This is a genomic window from Lentzea sokolovensis, assembly GCF_033949975.1.
In the GTDB taxonomy this organism is placed as follows: Bacteria; Actinomycetota; Actinomycetes; order Mycobacteriales; family Pseudonocardiaceae; genus Lentzea; species Lentzea sokolovensis.
The window spans coordinates 901489-921357 of record NZ_JAXAVU010000001.1; the positions used below are offsets into that span (position 1 = coordinate 901489).

19 protein-coding genes are annotated in these 19869 nt (G+C 69.3%); 15 read left to right on the forward strand and 4 right to left on the reverse strand.

The window, feature by feature from the left end:
* The first annotated feature begins 43 nt into the window (after positions 1-43).
* Positions 44-784, forward strand: a complete 741-nt coding sequence (locus tag SK854_RS03750) for a DeoR/GlpR family DNA-binding transcription regulator (RefSeq protein WP_319973519.1) — start codon at positions 44-46, stop codon at positions 782-784.
* Here SK854_RS03750 and SK854_RS03755 read toward each other — a convergent pair.
* Positions 781-1923 carry a HEAT repeat domain-containing protein gene (locus tag SK854_RS03755; protein WP_319973520.1) on the reverse strand — a complete coding sequence of 381 codons (1143 nt, stop codon included), beginning with the start codon at positions 1921-1923 and terminating at the stop codon, positions 781-783. The two genes, SK854_RS03750 and SK854_RS03755, sit on opposite strands and share 4 nt — an antisense overlap.
* A gap of 49 nt (positions 1924-1972) precedes the next feature.
* Between SK854_RS03755 and SK854_RS03760 the strand changes: the two genes are divergently transcribed.
* Positions 1973-3343, forward strand: a complete 1371-nt coding sequence (locus SK854_RS03760) for a cytochrome P450 (RefSeq protein WP_406601725.1) — start codon at positions 1973-1975, stop codon at positions 3341-3343.
* A gap of 139 nt (positions 3344-3482) precedes the next feature.
* On the opposite strand, the gene SK854_RS03765 is transcribed toward SK854_RS03760, so the two are convergent.
* Positions 3483-5441: an NACHT domain-containing protein gene (locus SK854_RS03765; RefSeq protein ID WP_319973522.1), complete on the reverse strand. Its 1959-nt coding sequence runs from the start codon at positions 5439-5441 to the stop codon at positions 3483-3485.
* Between the two features lie 179 nt (positions 5442-5620).
* Between SK854_RS03765 and SK854_RS03770 the strand changes: the two genes are divergently transcribed.
* The 6 genes from SK854_RS03770 to SK854_RS03795 all read left to right on the forward strand — a co-directional run bounded on the left by SK854_RS03770 (position 5621) and on the right by SK854_RS03795 (position 11765).
* A complete protein-coding gene (locus SK854_RS03770) occupies positions 5621-6646 on the forward strand; it encodes an alpha/beta hydrolase (RefSeq protein ID WP_319973715.1) in 1026 nt (341 codons plus the stop codon).
* A gap of 142 nt (positions 6647-6788) precedes the next feature.
* Entirely contained in the window at positions 6789-8507 is a 1719-nt protein-coding gene (locus tag SK854_RS03775; RefSeq protein WP_319973523.1) for a S8 family peptidase, read from the forward strand.
* 68 nt (positions 8508-8575) lie between these two features.
* Positions 8576-9217 (forward strand): hypothetical protein, encoded by a 642-nt coding sequence (locus tag SK854_RS03780; protein ID WP_319973524.1) that lies wholly within the window; start codon positions 8576-8578, stop codon positions 9215-9217.
* A gap of 16 nt (positions 9218-9233) precedes the next feature.
* Positions 9234-10136, forward strand: a complete 903-nt coding sequence (locus SK854_RS03785; RefSeq protein ID WP_319973525.1) for a LysR family transcriptional regulator — start codon at positions 9234-9236, stop codon at positions 10134-10136.
* Between the two features lie 69 nt (positions 10137-10205).
* The gene (locus SK854_RS03790; RefSeq protein WP_319973526.1) at positions 10206-11201 is read left to right on the forward strand and encodes a YeiH family protein; all 996 of its coding nucleotides are present in this window, start codon (positions 10206-10208) and stop codon (positions 11199-11201) included.
* Positions 11202-11231: 30 nt separating this feature from the next.
* A complete protein-coding gene (locus tag SK854_RS03795; RefSeq protein ID WP_319973527.1) occupies positions 11232-11765 on the forward strand; it encodes a cysteine dioxygenase family protein in 534 nt (177 codons plus the stop codon).
* Here the strand turns inward: SK854_RS03795 and SK854_RS03800 are convergent.
* Complete coding sequence (locus tag SK854_RS03800) at positions 11752-12366, reverse strand: TetR/AcrR family transcriptional regulator (RefSeq protein WP_319973528.1); 615 nt, start codon at positions 12364-12366, stop codon at positions 11752-11754. The two genes, SK854_RS03795 and SK854_RS03800, sit on opposite strands and share 14 nt — an antisense overlap.
* 73 nt (positions 12367-12439) lie before the next feature.
* Between SK854_RS03800 and cysD the strand changes: the two genes are divergently transcribed.
* From cysD to SK854_RS03830, 6 genes are read left to right on the forward strand one after another with little or no spacing between them, the layout of a single operon-like run.
* A complete protein-coding gene (cysD, locus tag SK854_RS03805) occupies positions 12440-13327 on the forward strand; it encodes a sulfate adenylyltransferase subunit CysD (RefSeq protein ID WP_330277719.1) in 888 nt (295 codons plus the stop codon).
* Positions 13327-15102 (forward strand): adenylyl-sulfate kinase, encoded by a 1776-nt coding sequence (gene cysC, locus SK854_RS03810; protein ID WP_319973530.1) that lies wholly within the window; start codon positions 13327-13329, stop codon positions 15100-15102. The genes cysD and cysC overlap by 1 nt, the downstream gene beginning before the upstream one ends.
* A 58-nt stretch (positions 15103-15160) precedes the next feature.
* Positions 15161-16216 carry a DUF1214 domain-containing protein gene (locus SK854_RS03815; RefSeq protein ID WP_319973531.1) on the forward strand — a complete coding sequence of 352 codons (1056 nt, stop codon included), beginning with the start codon at positions 15161-15163 and terminating at the stop codon, positions 16214-16216.
* Positions 16213-17361: a sulfotransferase family protein gene (locus tag SK854_RS03820; RefSeq protein ID WP_319973532.1), complete on the forward strand. Its 1149-nt coding sequence runs from the start codon at positions 16213-16215 to the stop codon at positions 17359-17361. Before SK854_RS03815 ends, SK854_RS03820 begins: the two co-directional genes overlap by 4 nt.
* Complete coding sequence (locus SK854_RS03825) at positions 17361-18140, forward strand: SDR family oxidoreductase (protein WP_319973533.1); 780 nt, start codon at positions 17361-17363, stop codon at positions 18138-18140. Before SK854_RS03820 ends, SK854_RS03825 begins: the two co-directional genes overlap by 1 nt.
* A complete protein-coding gene (locus tag SK854_RS03830) occupies positions 18137-18589 on the forward strand; it encodes an SRPBCC domain-containing protein (RefSeq protein WP_319973534.1) in 453 nt (150 codons plus the stop codon). The genes SK854_RS03825 and SK854_RS03830 overlap by 4 nt, the downstream gene beginning before the upstream one ends.
* Here the strand turns inward: SK854_RS03830 and SK854_RS03835 are convergent.
* Positions 18579-19442: an aminoglycoside phosphotransferase family protein gene (locus tag SK854_RS03835; RefSeq protein ID WP_319973535.1), complete on the reverse strand. Its 864-nt coding sequence runs from the start codon at positions 19440-19442 to the stop codon at positions 18579-18581. The genes SK854_RS03830 and SK854_RS03835 overlap by 11 nt on opposite strands.
* A 69-nt stretch (positions 19443-19511) precedes the next feature.
* Between SK854_RS03835 and SK854_RS03840 the strand changes: the two genes are divergently transcribed.
* Entirely contained in the window at positions 19512-19826 is a 315-nt protein-coding gene (locus tag SK854_RS03840) for a hypothetical protein (RefSeq protein WP_319973536.1), read from the forward strand.
* The last annotated feature ends 43 nt before the right edge of the window (positions 19827-19869 follow it).

Here is a 19869-nt window from a genome sequence, read left to right on the forward strand (position 1 = left end):
GACCATAATGTGCAAGACTCGGCAAAAACAAGGAGAAACGTGCATGTTGGCTGCCCAACGCCGTGACCTGCTGCTCGAACGACTGCGCACGGACGGCCGGATCGTCGCCAAGGACCTCGCCGCCGAAGTCGGCATCTCGGAGGACACGATCCGCCGCGACCTGCGCGACATGGCGGCGGCGGGGCTCTGCCAACGTGTGTACGGCGGCGCACTGCCCGTATCCCCCGCCATCGCCGACTACGCCACGCGTCAGAGCGTGCAGGTCGATGGCAAGCAACGGGTCGCACGAGCGGCGGCCGCGTTGATCGAACCGGGCAGCACCGTGATCCTCGATGGCGGCACGACCACCCTCGCCGTCGTGCGCGCGCTACCGCTCGATCTGCAGGCCACGGTCGTCACGCACAGTCCGACGATCGCGAGCGCGTTGGAGGAGCACCGGGACGTGGAGGTCTACGTCATCGGCGGGCGGCTCTTCAAGCACTCGATGGTCGCGTGCGGTGCCGCTGCCGTGGAGGCCGCACGGGGCGTGCACGCCGACCTCTTCTTCGTCGGCGTCACGGGCGTGCACCCCGAAGCAGGACTCACGACCGGTGACGCGGACGAGGCCGCGATGAAGCGCGCGCTCGCCCATCAGGCCGCGGACACCTACGTGCTGGCCAGTTCGGAGAAGATCGGCACGGCGTCGCGGTTCTCCGTGCTGCCGTTCGCCGAGGTCGCCGGCGTGATCACGGACGCGGACAACGAGACCGTGCGCGCGTTGGAGGTGCCGGTCATCCAGGCCTAGCTGATGACCTGCAGGTAGCCCTTGGGAGAACCGTGCGTGCGGCCGCATTCGGTCAGCGCGAGCACGCCATGCCCCTCGACGTCGCCCTCGAAGTAGCCGGGGTTGACCGACAGCTCCTCGGCGATCTCGGTGGCCCAGATGTCGTCCAGGTCGTCGTTCTCGTCGCTGGTGTCGTGCGGCAGGCCACGGCCGTCCTCCACGTCGAGCTCACCGACCTGGTCCTCCGGCTTGAACGCGTCGTAGTAGCGGACGATCTCGCCCTGTTCCGCGACGCACCACGCCGTCCAGCCGTCGCCGCAGCTCATGCCGTAGTAGTGCGCCTCGCCGAACACAGCGCTCAGCACCGCGCAGATCTCGGTGACCGGACGGGTCGCGTGCTCGAACGGCTCCCCGAACACCAGCGTCCAGCCGTCCCACGAGCCCGTGACGTACACCCTGGCGCAGCGGACGTGCTCGTCGTCCTTGGTCCACGCGTGGTGGTCGTTGTTCCAGGCCTGCGCGCCCAGCACCTTGGTCACCGGCACCGGGTCCCGCAGCCCGCAGACCTCCAGCACCGCCGCCTGGTTCTCGGTCCTGATCGCGTACCAGCCGCCGCAGAGGTGCATCTCGTCGACGCTGTACAGGTCGTCGTCGAGCTTGAACCGGACGAACCGGTCGACCACCTCGCGGTCCTCCGGCGAGAACGCGTCCGGTCCGGCGACCTCCGCGATGCCGATCAACGCGCCCCTGCGCAACGCGCCTTTGGCCGTGCGGCGGGTTTCTTGCAGCAACGGCAACACATCCGGTCCCATGGTCCCGAACGCCCACAGCGCTTCCCGTTGCACGTAGTGGTCCTCGTCGGCGAGAACGGGCAGGAGTGTCGCCGCGTGCTTGAGCGCCGTCTCGCCCCGGAACATGCTCGCGGCCGCCCGGCGGATCCCGTGATGAGGGTGCCGCAACGCGTCGAGGTAGGTCTCGTCGTCCGCCTTCACCAGGGAGAACACGCGGTAACCCTGTCGCACGACCTGACCGTCCTGGGAGGTGGTGATCAGCTCGATCAGCCCGCCGAACGTCGTGATCCCCTGCTCGCGCACGAACTCCTCGGCCTCGAGCCGGAAGCGGTCGTCGTCCATGCGGTCGAGCAGCGCCCGGAGCTCCATGGCGCGGCACCCTAGCGCGTTGTCCCCAGTGGACCACGGGTTCCGCCGGATGGCCGAGACCTTGACTCACCGCGGCGTACTGGGCACGCTGCGAACCGTGACGAGCCTGGCTGAGGAGCACGTCAAACCGGCTGTGCGCTGGAGCATCGGCCACGCCCTGCCGCGTGCCGTGCTGCGCCTGGCCGCCCGCCGCGGCGATCTGCAGGGCCGCATCACCGTCGAGGCCTCCACCGGCGCCGATCTGACGGCCCTGTTCGACGAGATCCGCGCCCAAGGCCCGCTCGCCGCCACGAAGATCGGCCACACGACCACACGGCACGAGGTCGTCAAGGCGATCCTGTCCGACGACGCGTTCGTGACGGCCCGCCCCCGCTTCGGAGCCGGCATCCTCGGCAAGCTCGCCGCGTGGTCCGCCACCGATGTGATGCACCCCGTCCAGCCGCCGTCGTTGCTGGCCGTCGAACCGCCTGACCACACCCGCTACCGCAAGCTCGTCACCCGAGTCTTCACCGCCCGCGCCGTCGAACAGCTGCGCGTCCGCACCCAGCAGATCGCCGACGACCTGCTCGACGACCTCGACCCGGCCGGCCCGGTCGACCTGATCGAGGCATACTGCGGCCTGCTGCCGGTCACCGTGATCAGCGAGATCCTCGGCGTGCCACCCCAGGAACGCGCGACCGTCCTCGCTCTCGGCGCGGCCGCCGCCCCGAGCCTGGACCTGGGCCTGTCGTGGCGCGTGTTCCGCAACGTCGAGACCGGCCTGAACACGTTCGACGCCTGGCTCTCCCGCCACCTCGACACCCTGCGCGCCAACCCCGGCGACAACCTGCTCAGCCGCCTGATCACCGCCCGCGAGGACGGCGCAGGCCTCACCGAACGCGAGCTGAAGGCCACCGCGGGCCTCGTGCTGGCCGCCGGTTTCGAAACCACCGTGAACCTCCTCGGCAACGGAATCTCATTGCTCACCAAGCATCCCGCGCAACTCGAGATGCTTCGCACCCGCCCAGAGCTGTGGGGCAACGCCGTGGACGAGGTGCTGCGCCACGACCCGCCGGTGCTGCTGACCGGCCGCATGTGCGCCCGCGACACGACGATCGCCGGCATTCCCGTGCGCCGCGGCCAGCTCATCACGACCGTGCTCGCCGGAGCCAACCGCGACCCGTCCGTCTTCGAGAACCCGGCGGCGTTCGACGTCACCCGCCCGAACGCCCGCGACCACGTGTCGTTCGGAGCCGGCCGCCACTACTGCCTCGGCGCGCAGCTCGCGCGCATGGAGGGCGAGATCGGCCTGCGCACGATCTTCGACCGCTTCCCGGACCTCGCCCCGCTGCCGGGCGCGCGCCGCCGCCCGACCCGCATCCTGCGCGGCTTCGAACGCCTGCCGACCGTTCTGGGCTCTACTTCGAGACCACCGACCTGACCGCCGCGGAACTGGACGGCGTCCGCTACATCGACGAGGTGTTGCAGCAGCAGGACATCGGCATCGTGGAGAGCGTGCAACGCGGGATGCGCACGCCGGCGTTCGACCAGGGGCGGATCGTCTACGACCCTGCCGCGGACTAGTGGCGGGCGAGGTGGTCGCGCAGCCGTTCGTGGCGGAACTGGTAGTTCGCGCCGGACTGCCGCAGCACGCCGAGTTCGTAGGCGTCCTCGAGGAACGCGATCATCGCCCACGGCATCCGCCCGGTCACCGGCCACCAGAAGCGGGCCAGGATCAGCCACTGGCCCCACGCGGTGAACGTGACCAGGTAACCGAGCGCGCCGACGCAGCCGCTGATGCCTCCGATCGCCAGGAGGCCGAGAGGCTGCCATTCCAGGACGGCGACCACCCCGTCGAGCAGCACGATGACCAGGAGGCTGCTGAGCACGAACATGAGAGTGACCGCCGGAACCAACGCCGCGGCCTGACGCAGGGCGGTCACGCGGTTCTCGACCAGAAGGCTGACGGGGTCGAACTCCCTTCTGATGTCGAGCGGCGACTCGAGAGCCGCCGCGAGGCCGAGCACCGCGCCACCCGCGACGGCGAAGATCAGGCCCCAGGCGATCGAGTTGACGACCGTCATCACGAGCACGTCGGCGATGGTCACCTCTTCTGGGACGTCTCCGAACAACTCGTCGAAGAACACGCGCAGCAGGGTGGTCACCACGCCGTAGCCGATTCCCAGCCCGAATCCTCCGCTCAGGCCGAGGGCGATCGAGCCGCGCAATGACCGTCCTGTGCGAGGGCCGCGCAGCCGCAGTCGCACCCGCGACGGCCTGACGACGTGGCCTCGCATCGTGATCACGCCGTAGATCAGGCCGAACACGATGCCGGCGGTAGGGGCGAAGAACATGCCCTCCAGCAACGCCGTGCGCACGCCCTTCGCCATGCCCGACTCGGCCGAGTACACCGGCATGTAGATCATCCAGTCGAAGAGTGCGGTCAGCAGCGACACCGCCACCACGACGGAGGCGATGCGCCGGAAGCGGCTCACCACGCCGCCGAGCTCCCACCACGCCAGATCCCGCGTGCCGAGCCGGGCCAGGTGCCCGAGCCACCGGCGGGCGTCGTCGGGATCCCACCGGCGGCAGTCGCGGTAAGCGGCCGGCACGAACCCGCCGAGCAGGTGCTCCTCGGTGGTGGCCTCGTCCGGGAACCTCTTCGCGTCGAGCAACGCGGACGGGCTCTCGGCGCCGCTGTGGACCTTTCGCGCGAGGGACGCCATCAGCGGTGTCCGCAGCACCTTGGCGAGGCGGCCCTCCGGATGGGCCTCGATCTCCGCGAGCACCGGCGCCCACTCGCCGGTGTCCGGCAGGTAGGCGGAGAGGTCGGCCGCGGTGACGCCGGACAGCTCGATGGCCGCCGACCTGCCGAGCGGGCGGCTCGCCTTCTCGTACTCGCCGAGCCTGCTGGTCAGCAGCCACGGGAGCGTCGAGCAGCTCAGCGCCTCCAGTGCTCTGTCGTGCAGACCGGACGCGATCTCGTCGAAGCCGTCGAGCACCGGCAGGATCCAGCCGTCCTCGACCAGTTCGGCGGCGAGGCTCGTACCGCCGGGAACCTGCGCGTCCATGCCCGTGTGGTCGCGCAACAACCGTTCGATCAGCCAGTCGCGCAGGCTGAGGCGCGCCGGGTCCCACGACGCGAGGCTGAAGATGACCGGCACCGGGTCCGAGGCGGCGCGGTCGCGCACGAACTCCTGCACGAACCGGATCGTCAGCATCGTCTTGCCGGAGCCGGGCTCGCCGAGCACGACCAGCCGTTCGCCGGGGAGGTTCCGGTAGACGTCCGCGATCGTGTCCTCCTCCTTCCCCGCGCCGAGGGCGGTCCGCGCCCGCCATCGGACCGCCAGAGGGCCGGGGTCGTACAGGCCGCGGTTCTCCTCCTCCCGGCGGCAGTGCCGGCTCATGGTTTCCGCGAGTTTCTCCGCCTGCGAATTCACCAGGCCGTTTCTTCGCCGCCCTACCGCCCCCAGTTTCAGCACCGAACCGAATCCCGAGGTCGTTGCCCGGATCGGGAACTGCTTCGACGGCTCGGTCATGGCGTCAGGGTCCCGGAATGCGGCTCGGCGTGTCCAATCGGCCACCAATGGCCGGTCCCTGGCCTGGTCACCGAGCAGGCACAACGCCATGATCGACGTGCTCGAAAGAAAACCGGAGGGGGAATTCCATGTCGATTCGATTTCGCACCGCGCGAAAACGCGGAACGTGCTTGTTCGCCGTGCTGACCGCCGCACTGGCGTTGTCCAGTCCCGAGGCGAAAGCCGCCGAGGCGTCACCACCGCAATTCACCGACGGATTCGGCCTGGTCGTCACGAGCCAGCCGCGGTGGGTCGACGACAACCACCGCACGTTCATCTTCAGCGTGTCCACGAACCAGGTGCCCACGCCGACTCTCCTGGACGGCCAGGAACCCGGCAGGCACGCCATCGTCGTCACGCTGCCGGAGGACTACAACGCGACGACCAAGAGCTACCCGGTCCAGTACTACCTGCACGGCCACCCGGACCGGCCCGACGCGCAGTGGAACCAGCGGGTCGTCGAGAAGGCGACGGCCGGCAAGGACCTGATCACCGTGCAGCCCAACGGGAGTGGCCGCGGCTGGTACTCGAACTGGGTCAACCCCGGCGCCGCGGGGCCGCAGAACTGGGAGACGTTCCACCTGGAGCAGGTGATCCCGTTCGTCGACGCCAACCTGCGCACGAAGGCGGCCAAGGCGGATCGCGCGATCGTCGGGCACTCGATGGGCGGCTTCGGGGCGCTGCACTACGCCGAGCACCGGCCCGACCTGTTCGGTTACGCCGGCAGCTTCTCCGGCGGGCTCGACCTGCGGAACTCCGAGCTGCGTGCGGCGATCACGGCCACGTTGGTCAACCCGGCGAGTGGCACGCCGACCGTGAACGCCGACGCGGTCTTCGGGCCGCCGATCTGGCCGTTCGACAGCATCTGGAACGCGCAGAGCCCGGCGCACCACGTCGGAAGCCTCCGAGGCATGGGCGTCGCGCTGTACACGGGCAACGGCGGTGACCTGACGGTCAACCCGATCCAGGCGGTGTTCGAGCACCGGGCCAGGGAGACCGCACTGGTCACGGCCGCCAACCTCACCGCGGCGGGCATCGGGTTCCACTTCTCCGACTACGGCGACGGCAGCGGGTGGGCGCCGGGCTGCACGGGCAAACACGCCGACGAGGCGTGCGTGCAGGCCGACATGAACCACTTCGTCGGGTTGTTCACGCGCCACGCCTGACGTGCGACGTTCGTAGTGAGCCGAACGGGGCATTTCTGAAATCGCGCGTCCCGAATGCCGTCCCACCTCCTCTAATGACTCGACGGGCCCCTGCACCCGCGCGAAGTGCGCGGGCAACGCCCGCTTAGGAGTTGGAGGAATCGTGTTCCTGGGTTCACGATCACGCCTGCGGACCGCGGTCATCGCCGCGGCCGTGGGCGCCGGTGTGCTGACGGCGGCCACCCCCGCCGCGGCGGCACCCGCCGCAGGTACGCGTGCTTATCTCGTCATCACGGCGCCCGGTGCCACCGCCGGTGCCGCGACGGCTGTGAGCAGCAACGGTGGCACGGTGTGGACGAGCTACGACGCCATCGGTGTCATCGTCGCGCACTCCGGTGCCGCTGACTTCGCCACCAAGATGCGCACCATCAGCGGTGTGCAGAAGGTCGGTGCCACGCGCACCAGTGACATCCCCGCCGAAGCGGCGAACCCGCCGATTCCCGCCGCGAAGTCGCAGGCCGCTCCGTCGACGACCGAGCCGGTGCGCTCGGACATGACCCAGATCGGTGCCGACAAGGCGTGGGCGAAGAACCTGGGGTCGTCCAGCGTCACGGTCGGTGTGCTCGACACGGGTGTCGACGACCTGCACGACGATCTCAAGGGCAACTTCGACGCCGCCAACTCCGGCTCGTGCGCCTACGGCAAGCTCGACACGCGTGCGGGTTCGTGGCGTGACACCGACACGCACGGCACGCACGTGGCCGGCACGATCGCGGCCGCGAAGAACGGGCGTGGCGTGATCGGTGTCGCCCCCGGCGTGAAGATCGCGTCGGTGCGCATCGCCGAGAAGCCGAGCGGGCTGTTCTTCCCCGAGAACACCATCTGCGCCATGGTCTTCTCCGGTGACCGCGGCTTCGAGGTGACCAACAACAGCTACTACACCGACCCGTGGCTGTTCAACTGCCCGGACAACGCCGACCAGGACGCGATCCTCGAAGGCGTGAAGCGCGCGGTGGCCTACGCCGAGGGCAAGGGCGTGCTCAGCGTCGCCGCGGCGGGCAACGAGAACTACAACCTCGCGAGCAAGTCCCGTGACACGACCAGCCCCAACGACTCCACTCCGGCGACGCGCACCGTCACCAACGCCTGCCTGAGCGTCCCGACCGAGGTCTCCGGCGTCGTCAGCGTCGCGTCGATCACCTCGGGCAACGCCAAGTCGTCGTTCTCGAACTTCGGCACCGACAAGATCCACGTCGCGGCGCCCGGTGACAGCGTCTACTCCACGGTCCCCGGCGGCGGCTACGGCTCCAAGTCCGGCACGTCGATGGCCTCCCCGCACGTCGCGGGCGTCGCCGCGCTGCTCAAGTCCACCAACCCCACCGCCACCCCTGCCCAGCTGCGCACGCTGCTGGTGACCCAGGCGGACGACCTGAGCTGCACCGACAGCCGCTGCAGCGGCACCACGGCGAAGAACAACTTCTTCGGTGAGGGTCGCGCCGACGCGTACGCCGCGGTCGACACCGGCACTCCTCCCGGCAACTCGTTCGAGAACACCGCCGACGTGGCCATCCCGGACGCCGGCGCGGCCGTGACCAGCCCCATCACGGTCTCGGGCGTCACCGGCAACGCCCCGGCGACGCTGAAGGTCGACGTCAACATCGTGCACACCTACCGAGGTGACCTGGTCATCGACCTGATCGCCCCGGACGGCACGGCGTACCGGCTCAAGGCTTCGAGCAGCAACGACAGTGCCGACAACGTCGTGGCGACCTACACGGTCAACGCGTCGAGCGAGGTCGCGAACGGCACCTGGAAGCTGCAGGTCAAGGACGTCGCGGCGCAGGACACCGGCTACATCAACTCCTGGAAGCTGACCTTCTAGAACGGCATTCGGAGGAACCTCGGCGGCCACGGCTAACTAACGTCCCTGCCTGCAGCGATAGCAGTGACGTGGAACCCGATCTGTGGTCGTCGGCCGCCGAGGCCCTCGACGAGCACGAACACGCCCTGGTGATGGCCCGCCTGGCCGGCACGGTCGTCGGCCCCGGCCAGACCGAGCGGCTCGCCAGGGGCGAGCGCGACGTCGTGTTCCTGCTGCCCGACCGGCTGGTGCTCGTGCGGCCCGAGCCGTTCTGGACGGGTTCCTACGACCGCGGCCAGATAGTGCGCATCATGCTCGCCGCCGGGCACGTCCAGTTCGACGTGACCGGCGGCGACAGCATCGAGTTCTGGATCGACACCGAGTTGTCGCCCGCCGAGCCGTTCGTGGAACAGGCCGAGATCTGGCTGGCACCGCGCAAGAGCTCCACCAGCGGCGCGGTCATCGGTTTCGGGCTCGCGATCGTCATCGCCCTGCTGTTCGTCCTCGGGCCGGTGGACCTGATGCCGTCGGACAACCGGCTCACCGTCCAGTCGAGCTGCGGGGACTTCCTGCGGGCAGGCCTGGACGAGCAGATCGAACTGCTCAGACGGCTCTTCGGGCAGGTCGGCAGACCCGCCGAGGCGGAGAAACCGATGACGCTCGACGCGTCCCGCCGCCACTGCGGTGAGCACAACGGCGCGACGCTGGACTCGCTCGTCACCGGCAAGTGAGGCTTACAGTGCGGAAATGTTCGACACCCGCCAGCTCGAGGTCTTCGCGACGGTAGCGCGAACCGGATCGTTCAGCGCCGCCGCGCGACTGCTGCACTGCACCCAGCCCGCCGTCAGCCAGCAGATGCGGGCGCTGGAACGGCAGGTGGGCGGGCCGCTGTTCGTGCGGACAGGTCGCGGACTGCACCTCACCGAGGCCGGCCGGATCCTGGCCGAACGCGGGTCGGACCTGCTCGACCAGCTGGCGACGACGCACCAGCAGGTCAGCGCGATCGCGACGCACGACATCGGCACGATCCGGATCTGCGCGTTCCCCAGCGCCAACGTCTCGCTGGTGCCCGCGGCGGCGGCGATCCTGGCCGAGGAACGGCCTCAGCTGCGGCTCGAACTCGTCGAGGAGGAGCCGCCGGACTCGTTCGCGCTGCTGCGGCGCGGTGAGGTCGACGTGGTGCTGAGCTTCAGCTACCTGGACGAACCGCAGGACGAGGCCACGGTCAACGGCATGCTGAGCGTGCCGTTGCTGCGCGAACCGCTCGCGTTGCTGGTCCCCTCGGGCCATCGGCTCGCCGGGCGCGAGCGCGTGTCGTTGTCCGAGGCGGCTGAGGAACGCTGGATCGCCGGTTGTGTGCGGTGCCAGCGCGCGTTGCACCTGGCGTGCGGGGCGGCCGGGTTCGTCCCGGACATCACCTGCTCGACGGACGACAACCTGGCCATCCAGAGTCTCGTCACCGCAGGTCTGGGCGTCGCACTGGTGCCGAGGCTGCTGTTGTCGTTCCTGAAGCACCCCGGTCTGACCGTGGTCGAGGTGGCCTCGGCGGCGCAACGGCTCACCTCGCTGTACACGTGGCCGGACCTGATCACACTGCCGATCATGCGCGCGACCGTGGACGCGTTGATCTCCGCGTCGGCGAAGGCATAAGCGCGCCTTATACGCCCCCAACAAATGGCCATCTACTGCGCATAGCTCGCACTGGTCATGGTTGGCGGTATGGGCATCGTCAGGACCACTCCGCGCACGACCGACTCGGTGCTGCCCGGCCTGGCCCTGGTCGCGGGCGGTGTCGCGGTCGCGATGGTCGTGTCCTGGCTGCAGCCCTCGGTCAGCGCACTCACCGTCGCGGTGCTGCTCGGTGCCGTCGTGGCCAACGTCGTGACGCTGCCGCGGTCGGTCACTCCGGGCGTGAAGCTCGCCGGACGCCGTCTGCTGCGCCTCGGTGTCGTGCTGCTCGGCCTGAAACTGGTCTTCCAGGACGTGTTGAAGCTCGGCTACGAGATCCTGCTGCTCGCGGTCGTCGCCGTGGTCGTCACGTTCGTCGTGACGCGGTGGCTAGGCCGGGTGCTCGGGGTGAGCGAGGGCCTGTCGCTGCTGATCGCGACCGGGTTCTCGATCTGCGGCGCCTCCGCGGTCGCCGCGATGAACAGCGTGCGCGAGCAGGACGAGGACGACGTCGCGAAGGCGCTCGGCCTGGTCACGCTCTTCGGCACCGTCGCGATGTTCAGTCTGCCCGCGTTGTTCCCGCTCACCGGCCTCACGCCCGCGCAGTACGGGGTGTGGGCGGGCGGCAGCGTGCACGAGGTCGCGCAGGTCGTCGCCGCGGCCGGACCCGTCACCGGCGCGCTGGCCATCGCCGTCGCGGTGAAGCTGACGCGAGTCGTGCTGCTCGCGCCGATGCTCGCCGCCGTGAGCTTCGCCGAACGCCTCAAGTACCCGACGTCCGGGCAGCGTCCGCCGCTCGTGCCGTTGTTCGTGCTCGGATTCCTGACCATGGCGGCGATCCGCGCCACTGGTCTGCTGCCCGACGTCGTGCTGTCGGCGGCGACGTTCGTGGACAACGTGCTGCTGGCCGCGGGCATGTTCGCCCTGGGCACGGCGGTGCGCCTGCGTTCCCTCATCCGCTCCGGCCCGGCGGTGCTGCTGCTGGGCCTGCTCTCGACCACGGTGATCGTCGTCCTCGTGCTGACAGGCACGGTGCTGATCGGCTGATCTCCCCGTTCCTCGAAGGAGGACCCGCTCATGACGCACAGCCTGCTCTCCCCCACGGCCACGCTTCTGGTGGGCTCGCTCCGGGCCGCGATCGCCGGCGGTGGTGACGACGCGGCCGTCGCCGCACGGGTGTCCAGGACGCTCGAAGGCCACCTCACCGACCCGTTCCTGCTGAGCGCGGCGCAACGGGAACCCGACCCGAACGCGTACCGCCAGCACGTCCTGCACGTGGAGCCGGACGGCAGCTTCTCCGTCGTGGCGCTGGTCTGGTTGCCGGGCCAGGAAACGTGCATCCACGACCACGTCTCGTGGTGCGTCGTCGGCACCTACGTCGGCGAAGAGGAAGAGACCACCTACCGGCTGCGCGGCGATCGGCTGATTCCGTTGCGCGTCAACAAGACCCCGGAGGGCGTGGCGTCGTACCTGGTGCCGCCGGGCGACATCCACAAGGTGTGCAACAACTCCAGCTCCGTGGCGATCTCGATCCACGTCTACGGGGCCGACGTCAGCGTGCTGGGCACGAGCATCCGGCGGCGCTACGACCAGCTCGTCAGCGGGCGATGACGCCCCGCTCGATCGCACCGGTGGCGAACTCGATCAGCTGAGCCGGCTTGACCCGGTTGATCCGCGCGCCCTGCAGCAGCAGGTCGTCGGCGAGGCCGATCAGCGAGTCCCAGACCCAGTGCGGCAGCGCGGGATCGTCGATCAGCTTCTGGCCGCAGGCTTCCGCGGTCTCGTTCAACGTCTTCGCGAGCGCCTTGAGCGTCTTGCGGTAGTCCTGGGCCGATCCGGCGACCTCCTTGCCCCTGCGGCCGCCGGAGAGCACCTTGGCCTCCCACTGCGCCGCCGAACGGCCGAAACGCCGCCACAGCTCGGTGATCTGGGGCTCGATCTCCTTGAGCACGCCCGCGATGCCGAGGCCGCGGTCGACTTGGGCGAGGGTGCGTCGCAGGTCGTCCAGGCGGCGTTCCATCAGCGCCGCGAAGACGTCCTCCTTGCCGGAGAAGTACTGGTAGACGGTGCCGGAGCTGACGCCCGCGCCGACCGCGATCGCGCGCATGGTCAGGCCCGCGTAGCCCTGCTCTTCGAGGATCAGCTCGGCGGACGACAGGATGTCGCGCCGCCTGCCCTCCGCGTCACCCCAGGCCGTTTGCTCGGTGCTCACGAATCGGAGCTTACTTTGAACAACGTTCAGAAGCATATTGAACGTTGTTCGGTTTGGTCGCTACTCTCAGGGCGTGGACCACCTCGACCAGTTGGAAGCCGACAGCATCGACATCTTCCGCGAGGCCGTGGCGGAGAGTGAGCGGCCGGTGCTGCTGTACTCGATCGGCAAGGACAGCTCGGTGCTGCTTCACCTGGCGCGCAAGGCCTTCTACCCGTCCAGGCCGCCGTTTCCGTTGCTGCACGTCGACACCACGTGGAAGTTCCGGGAGATGATCGAGTTCCGGGACGCCACGGTCGCCGAGCTGGGCCTGGAGCTGATCGTGCACCGCAACCCGGACTGCGTGGCCGCGGGCATCAACCCGTTCGACCACGGTTCGGCGCGACACACCGACCTGTGGAAGACCCAGGGCCTGCGGCAGGCACTGGACGAGCACCGGTTCGACGTGGCGTTCGGTGGCGCCCGGCGCGATGAGGAAGCCTCGCGCGCCAAGGAAAGAGTGTTCTCGTTCCGCACCGCGCAGCACCAGTGGGATCCGAAGAACCAGCGGCCAGAGCTGTGGCGGCTCTACAACACGCGGGTCGCGCCCGGCGAGAGCATCAGGGTGTTCCCGCTGTCGAACTGGACCGAGCTCGACGTGTGGCGCTACGTCGAGCGCGAACGGATTCCCGTGGTGCCGCTGTACTTCGCGGCGCGACGGCCCGTGGTCGACCGCGACGGCGCACTGATCATGGTCGACGACGACCGGATGCCGTTGTCCTCGGAACCACGCCAGGAGCTGGTCCGGTTCCGGACGCTGGGCTGCTATCCGCTGACGGGCGCGGTCCGCAGCGAGGCCCGCACGGTCGCGGAGATCGTCGAGGAGATGCGGACCGCGACGACCTCGGAGCGGCAGGGACGGGTGATCGACCACGACCAGAGCGGGTCGATGGAGCGCAAGAAGCGGGAGGGGTATTTCTGATGGAGCTTCTGCGGTTCATCACCTGCGGCAGCGTGGACGACGGGAAGAGCACGCTGATCGGGCGCCTGCTCTACGAGTCGAAGCTGCTGTACGCCGATCACCTCGCGGCGCTGGAGGCCGATTCACGGCGGGTCGGCACGCGCGGCGGCGAGCTGGACTTCGCGCTGCTGGTGGACGGGCTGGCGGCGGAACGCGAGCAGGGCATCACGATCGACGTCGCCTACCGGTTCTTCGCGACCGAGGCGCGGCGGTTCATCGTCGCGGACACCCCGGGACACGAGCAGTACACGCGCAACATGGTCACCGGCGCGTCCACCGCCGATGCCGCGGTGATCCTGCTCGACGCGCGCAAGGGCGTGCTCAGCCAGACGCGCCGGCACGCGCGCATTGTGTCGTTGCTCGGAGTTCGGCACGTCGTCGTGGCCGTGAACAAGCTCGACCTGCTCGGCTACTCGCGGGACGTCTTCGACGAGGTCAGCGCCTCGTTCGCGGAGTTCGCCGCGGAGCTGGACCTCGACGCGATCACTTGTGTGCCGATGTCGGCCACCGAGGGCGTCAACGTGGTCGGGCGCAGCGAGCTCACCCCCTGGTACGACGGGCCGACCCTGCTGCAGTGGCTGGAATCGGTGGAACCTCTGGCGAGACGAGACGTCTCGTCTCGTTTCCTGGTGCAGTGGGTGAACAGGCCGGACGCGACGTTCCGCGGGCTGTCCGGGCGCGTGCTGGGCGGAACTCTCCGACGAGACGAGACGGTCCGTCTCGGCAACCGGACCACCGCCGTGGCCCGCATCGTCACGATGGACGGCGACCTGGACGAGGCGCCGACCGGATCGTCGGTCACCGTCGTGCTCGCGGACGACGTCGATGCGAGCCGGGGCGACGTCCTGGGCGCCGCGCAGGATCCGCCGGGCGTCGCGGACTCGTTCCAGGCGCGGCTGGTGTGGCTGCACGAGGACGGGTTGCTGCCCGGCCGGCAGTACCTGGCGAAGATCGGCGCGCGCACGGTCGGGTTCACCGCGACGAAGGCGTTGGGGCTCAACGAGATCGGCGTCGACACCGTGCACTTCGACGCGCCCGTGCCGTTCGAGAGCTATCGGGTGAACCGCGATCTCGGCTCGTTCGTCGTGCTCGACCGGCTGTCCAACGCCACCGTCGGCGCCGGGATGATCGACTTCGCGCTGAGCCCGTCGAACGTGCGCTGGCAGACGCTCACCGTCGACAAGCAGGCCCGGATCGCGCGCAACGGGCACCGGCCGTGCGTGGTGTGGCTGACCGGGCTGTCCGGCGCGGGCAAGTCCACGATCGCGGACCTGGTCGAGAAGACGCTGCACGCCGAAGGCAGGCACACGTTCCTGCTCGACGGCGACAACGTCCGGCACGGCCTCAACTCCGACCTCGGGTTCACCGACGCCGACCGCGTCGAGAACATCCGGCGGATCGCCGAGGTCGCCGCGCTGATGGTCGACGCGGGGCTGATCGTGCTGGTCTCGTTCATCTCGCCGTTCCGGGCCGAGCGGGCGCTGGCACGGAGCCTCGTCGGCGGTGACGAGTTCTGCGAGGTCTTCGTCGACACGCCCCTGGCCGTGGCGGAGCAGCGCGACCCGAAAGGCCTGTACCGCAAGGCTCGCAGGGGTGAGCTGGCGAACTTCACCGGCATCGACTCCCCCTACGAACCGCCACTGGAACCCGAGGTCCGGCTCGACACGACGACGCTGAGCCCGCAGGCCGCGGCCGACGCCGTGGTGGCCAGGCTTCGCACGCTCGGCGTCTGTTGAACGTTGTCCAAAATCGTGTACGTTCAGCTAGAACACGTTCTAAATTCTGGAGGAAGTCGTGCCGGATCAGGCGTGGTCCCAGTTCTGCCGGGCGCTGGAGAAGGCCGGTGAGGTGATCCTGTCCGACCAGGCGCCGGACACTCCGCTCGACCGGGCGGAGGGCTACCGGTACCTCGCCCGGCTCACGCGCGAGATGCTGTACTCCTGCCTGGACAACGCCGATCCCGACTTCCCGCGGTTCCACGAGCTCGACCTCGTGAAGATCGGCGCGGACAACCCGGACAACGTCTACCTGTCCGCGAACGTCCGCGGCGACCGCACGTACCGCATCACCGGGACCCGCGGCACCATCGCGTACTTCAGCATCGGGTCGAAGGCCAACCGGTACGCCAAGGACGGCACGATGGCGTCGACCGGCGAACTCTCCGACGCGGACCTGACGATCGCGCCGGACGGCACGGTGGAGATCATCGCGAGCGCCGCTCCCCACGACGGGAACTGGCTGCCGCTCGCCCCCGACTCCACCGGCCTGGTGGTGCGCCAGACGTACCTCGACCGGGGCTCTGAAGTTCCCGGTCAGTGGCACATCGAGCAGATCGGCGGCCCTGCCGAACCGGCCGCGCTGACGCCCGAGTTCCTGGCGAAAGCGTTGCAGCGGGCGGCTTTGTCGGTGCACGGCACCGCGGCGACGTTCGCGCACTGGACGCGCACGTTCATGGCGCGTCCCAACGAACTGCCCGACTTCGGTCAGGAGATGTTCCAGCGGGCCGGCGGCGATCCGGAGATCTTCTACCTGCACGGGTACTGGGTGCTGGGGCCCGGTGAGGCGTGGGTGATCGAGACCGACGTGCCGGACTGCCCGTACTGGAACTTCCAGCTGGACAACTGGTGGATGGAGTCGCTCGACCACCGCCGCAAGATCACCGTCAACAAGCACACGGCGTCGTTGTCCGAAGGGCGCTTGACGATCGTGGTCGCCGCCGAGGATCCCGGTGTCGGCAACTGGATCGACACCTGCGGCCACAGTTCCGGCACCGCGTTGCTGCGCTGGCTCGGCGCGAGCGTTCATCCGATCCCGAAGTGCCGTGTGGTGCCCCTGGAGGAGGTTCGATGACGGTCACGACCGCGCTGAACGTACCGGAACTGCTGGAGAAGGCCTCCACCAAGACCGGGCTCTCGGACTTCGGTGACGACTGGTTCCGCGAGCCGCTGGACGTGCTCGTGCGCAGCCTCAACACCGAGGCCGCCCTGTCCCCGTTGGGGTTCGAGCTGACCAGGCATCGACTGACGGCGCTGCTGTCCGACCGGTTGCGCCTGCGCGCGTTGCAGCGTGCCAACCCCGAGGTGCTCGACGTCGAAGTCCGGGTGGCCGCCGAGATCTGCGGCCTGCCGCGCACCGGTTCGACGTTGCTGCACCGGCTGCTGGCGGCGTCGCCCCAGGTCACGTCCACGCTGTCGTGGGAGGTCGCCTACCCGCTGCCGTTCCCCGGCGAAGGTCCGGACGCCGCACAGCGCAAACGTCGTGCGCAGGAACGCATGGAGGTGTTCTCGCAACTCTCCCCCGACTTCGGCGACCTGCACACCGTCGTGTGGGACGGGCCGGAGGAGGACGTGATCCTGCTGGACCGGACGTTCGTGTCGATGAGCTTCGACTCGTTCTACTGGGTACCTTCCTACGGCGACTGGCTGCGGTCCGCCGACCAGCGCCCGGCGTACCGCGAGCTGCGCGAGTGGCTGCAGGTGTTGCAGTGGCAGAACGTTGAGCGCTCACTGCCGTGGGTGCTCAAGTCGCCGCACCACCTGACCGCCGTCGACACCGTGCTGGACGAGTTCCCCACCTGCAAGATCGTGATGACGCACCGCTCTCCGGTCAACGCCGTGCCGTCGTACGCGTCGATGGTGCGCGCGATGTCCTCGCAGTACAGCGAAAATGCCGATTCGGTCCTCATAGGACAATACTGGTCCCGTCGATTCGCTCAGACGTTGCGGGACTTCGCCGCCGCCCGGTCCGCGCGACCGGACCGGTTCGTGGACGTGCGGTTCGCCGACACCGTCAGCAAACCGCTCGAAGTCGCCCGCGAGGTGCTGGACGCGCTCGGCCTCCCCGCCGGTCCCGCCGACGAGGCGGCGTTCGAGACCTACCTGGCGCGCAACCGCACCGAACGGCACGGCTCGCACTCCTACACGCCAGAGGACTTCGGGCTGTCCGAGGACCGGCTGCGCCGTGACTTCGCCTTCTACTCGGAGGTCTACCTGTGATGCTGCAAGACGAGGTGGTGGTGATCACCGGCGTCGGCCCCGGCCTGGGCTCGAAACTCGCCGTCCGCGCCGCCGCCGAGGGCGCCAAGGTCGTGATGGCCGCCCGCTCCGCCGACGTGATGAAGCAGGCGGAGAAGGACATCGCCGCCGCGGGTGGCGAGGCCGTCGGCGTGCAGTGCGACGTGCGCAGGCCCGAGCAGGTGGCGGAGCTGGTCGAAACGGCCGTGGCGCGGTTCGGCACGATCACCGGCCTGGTCAACTCGGCGTTCGGGCACCCGGGCTGGTTCGACCTGCTGGAGACGCCGGAGAAGGCGGTCCGCCGGTCGATGGACATCATCCTGTTCGGCGCGCTGAACGTGACGCGCGAGGTCGTGCCGCACATGAAGGCCGCCGGGCGCGGTTCGATCGTCAACGTCGGCACGATGACGACCCGCAAACCGATGCGCGGCGAGGGCGGCTACGCCGTGGCGAAGGCCGCGATGGCGACCGCGACCCAGTTCCTGGCCCTGGAACTGGGCGAGCACGGCATCCGCGCGAACCAGGCCGTGATGGGCTGGCTGGACGGGCCGGGCGTGCGCTTCTACCTCAAGTTCACCGCCGAGGCGCGCGGGATCACCGAGCAGGACGTCTACGACGAGATCGCCGCCCGCAACCCGCTGGGCCGCATCCCGACCGACGACGCGTGTGCCGGCGCGGTGCTGTACCTGTTGTCCCGGCACGCTTCCGAGGTCACCGGTGCCGTGCTCGACGTCAACGGCGGGGAGTACATGCCGGCATGACTCACCTCATCGAATCCGTGGTCGTCGAGATCGACGCGCCTGCTTCCTTCGTGTGGGAGGTGCTGCTCGACTACCCGAACTATCCACAGTGGAATCCCTACACGCTGGCGGTCGCCACGACGCTGGAGATCGACTCGCCGATCGACCTCACGCTGCCCCGTCCGGACGGCGGCGAGGGAACGTTCGTCAGCCGCGAGTACATCCGCGAGGTCGAGCCACCGCGTCTGCTGCGCTACGACACCGGCGACACGTTCCCAGGCCTGCTCGGCACGCGCGACCAGCTGATCACGCCGCTCGGGCCACAACGGTGCAGCTACCGCACCTTCGAGACGTTCACCGGCAAGTACGCCGACGCGGTTTTCGAGGCGCAGCGGACGTATGTGCAGAACGGCTTCGACTCCGTCGCCCACGCGCTGCGCGACCGGGTCGTCTCCCTGCTCAGAGTGTGAGCAGCTCGTCGATCGCCGCCTCGTCACCGTCGTGGGCGAGGTGCGCGATGGCGAGCATCGGCGCGATCGCCTGACTCCAGGCGAACAGCCGATCTCCGTCGAGCCCGCACGCGGCCGCCACGACCTCGCACCGGGCTCGCACCCCCTCCTGCCCTGCTCCGGCCACCACCAGGTCGGCCGCGTCGAAGCACGGATCACCCAGGCACGCCTTGGGATCGATGGCCATCAACCCGCGCTCGCCGCCGTCGAGCACGTTGCCCAGGTGCAGATCACCGTGCAGCAGGACCGTTGTCGTCTCCGTGTCGAGCAGCTTCTGGCACCGCGCGATCGCCCGGCTCCACAGGGCTTCGCTGATGCGCGCCCCGATCACCGGTTCGGCCAGCCGTCGCCCGACCCGTGCGAAGGACTCCTCGCACCGCCCGCGCAACAACCCCACCGGCCACGCCGGCACACCGTGCAACGCCGCCAGCAGGTCGGCCCACCGGCCGGGCAGTTCTGCGAACGGCAGGTCCTCGGCGAGCGTGCCCGGCCGCACCTCTTCGAGCACGACGGCGTCCCGTTCCTGAGCGAGCACCTCGGGCACCCGTCCCGAGGAGGCGAACAGCGCGAGCATCTCGCTCTGCGCGGCCAGCAACTCCGTGTCCGGACTGAGCTTCAGCACCGCCGGCGTGCCGTCGGCCCACCGGCACCGCAGCACCACCGACACGGCACCGGGTTCCAATGCCTTCCCCGGCACGAGCCCCCACCGCGCGCTCACCCGGTCCACCAGCGCCGGGACGTCCGCGCACCAGCCGGCGACCTCCGGCCCGAACCGCCTGGCCAGCCGCGCCGTCATGCCCGCATGATCTTCCACGGGCCCGACGCTACCGGGCTGAGTAGTTGTACCGATGCCCGCTGCGAGAACCGTCGGCACTCTCGACGTGTGACCGAAATCGACCGTGGCCGCCTCGCCGCTCTGGCCGGGTTCGCCACCACAGCGGTGCTTCTGGTGCTGACCGTCGTCGCCTTCCAGACCGACGCCCTGGAGTCGTTCGGCTGGCAGGGTGGCGAATACGCCTACTCGTTCATCTGGATCGCGCTCGGTTCCGCCCTCGCCGGCCTCGTCGTGAAGATGGCCGCGCCCGCTCCGTGGCGTTCTGCCGGAACGGGAATGGCGCTCGCCGGCACGGTCGGTGTGGGCGTCGTCATCACGCTGATCGTGGTGTTCGTGTGGGCCCTGTCGAACCTGTCGGTGTAGCCGTGCCCAGAACCGACCGCGGCCGCCTCGCACTGACCGGGTT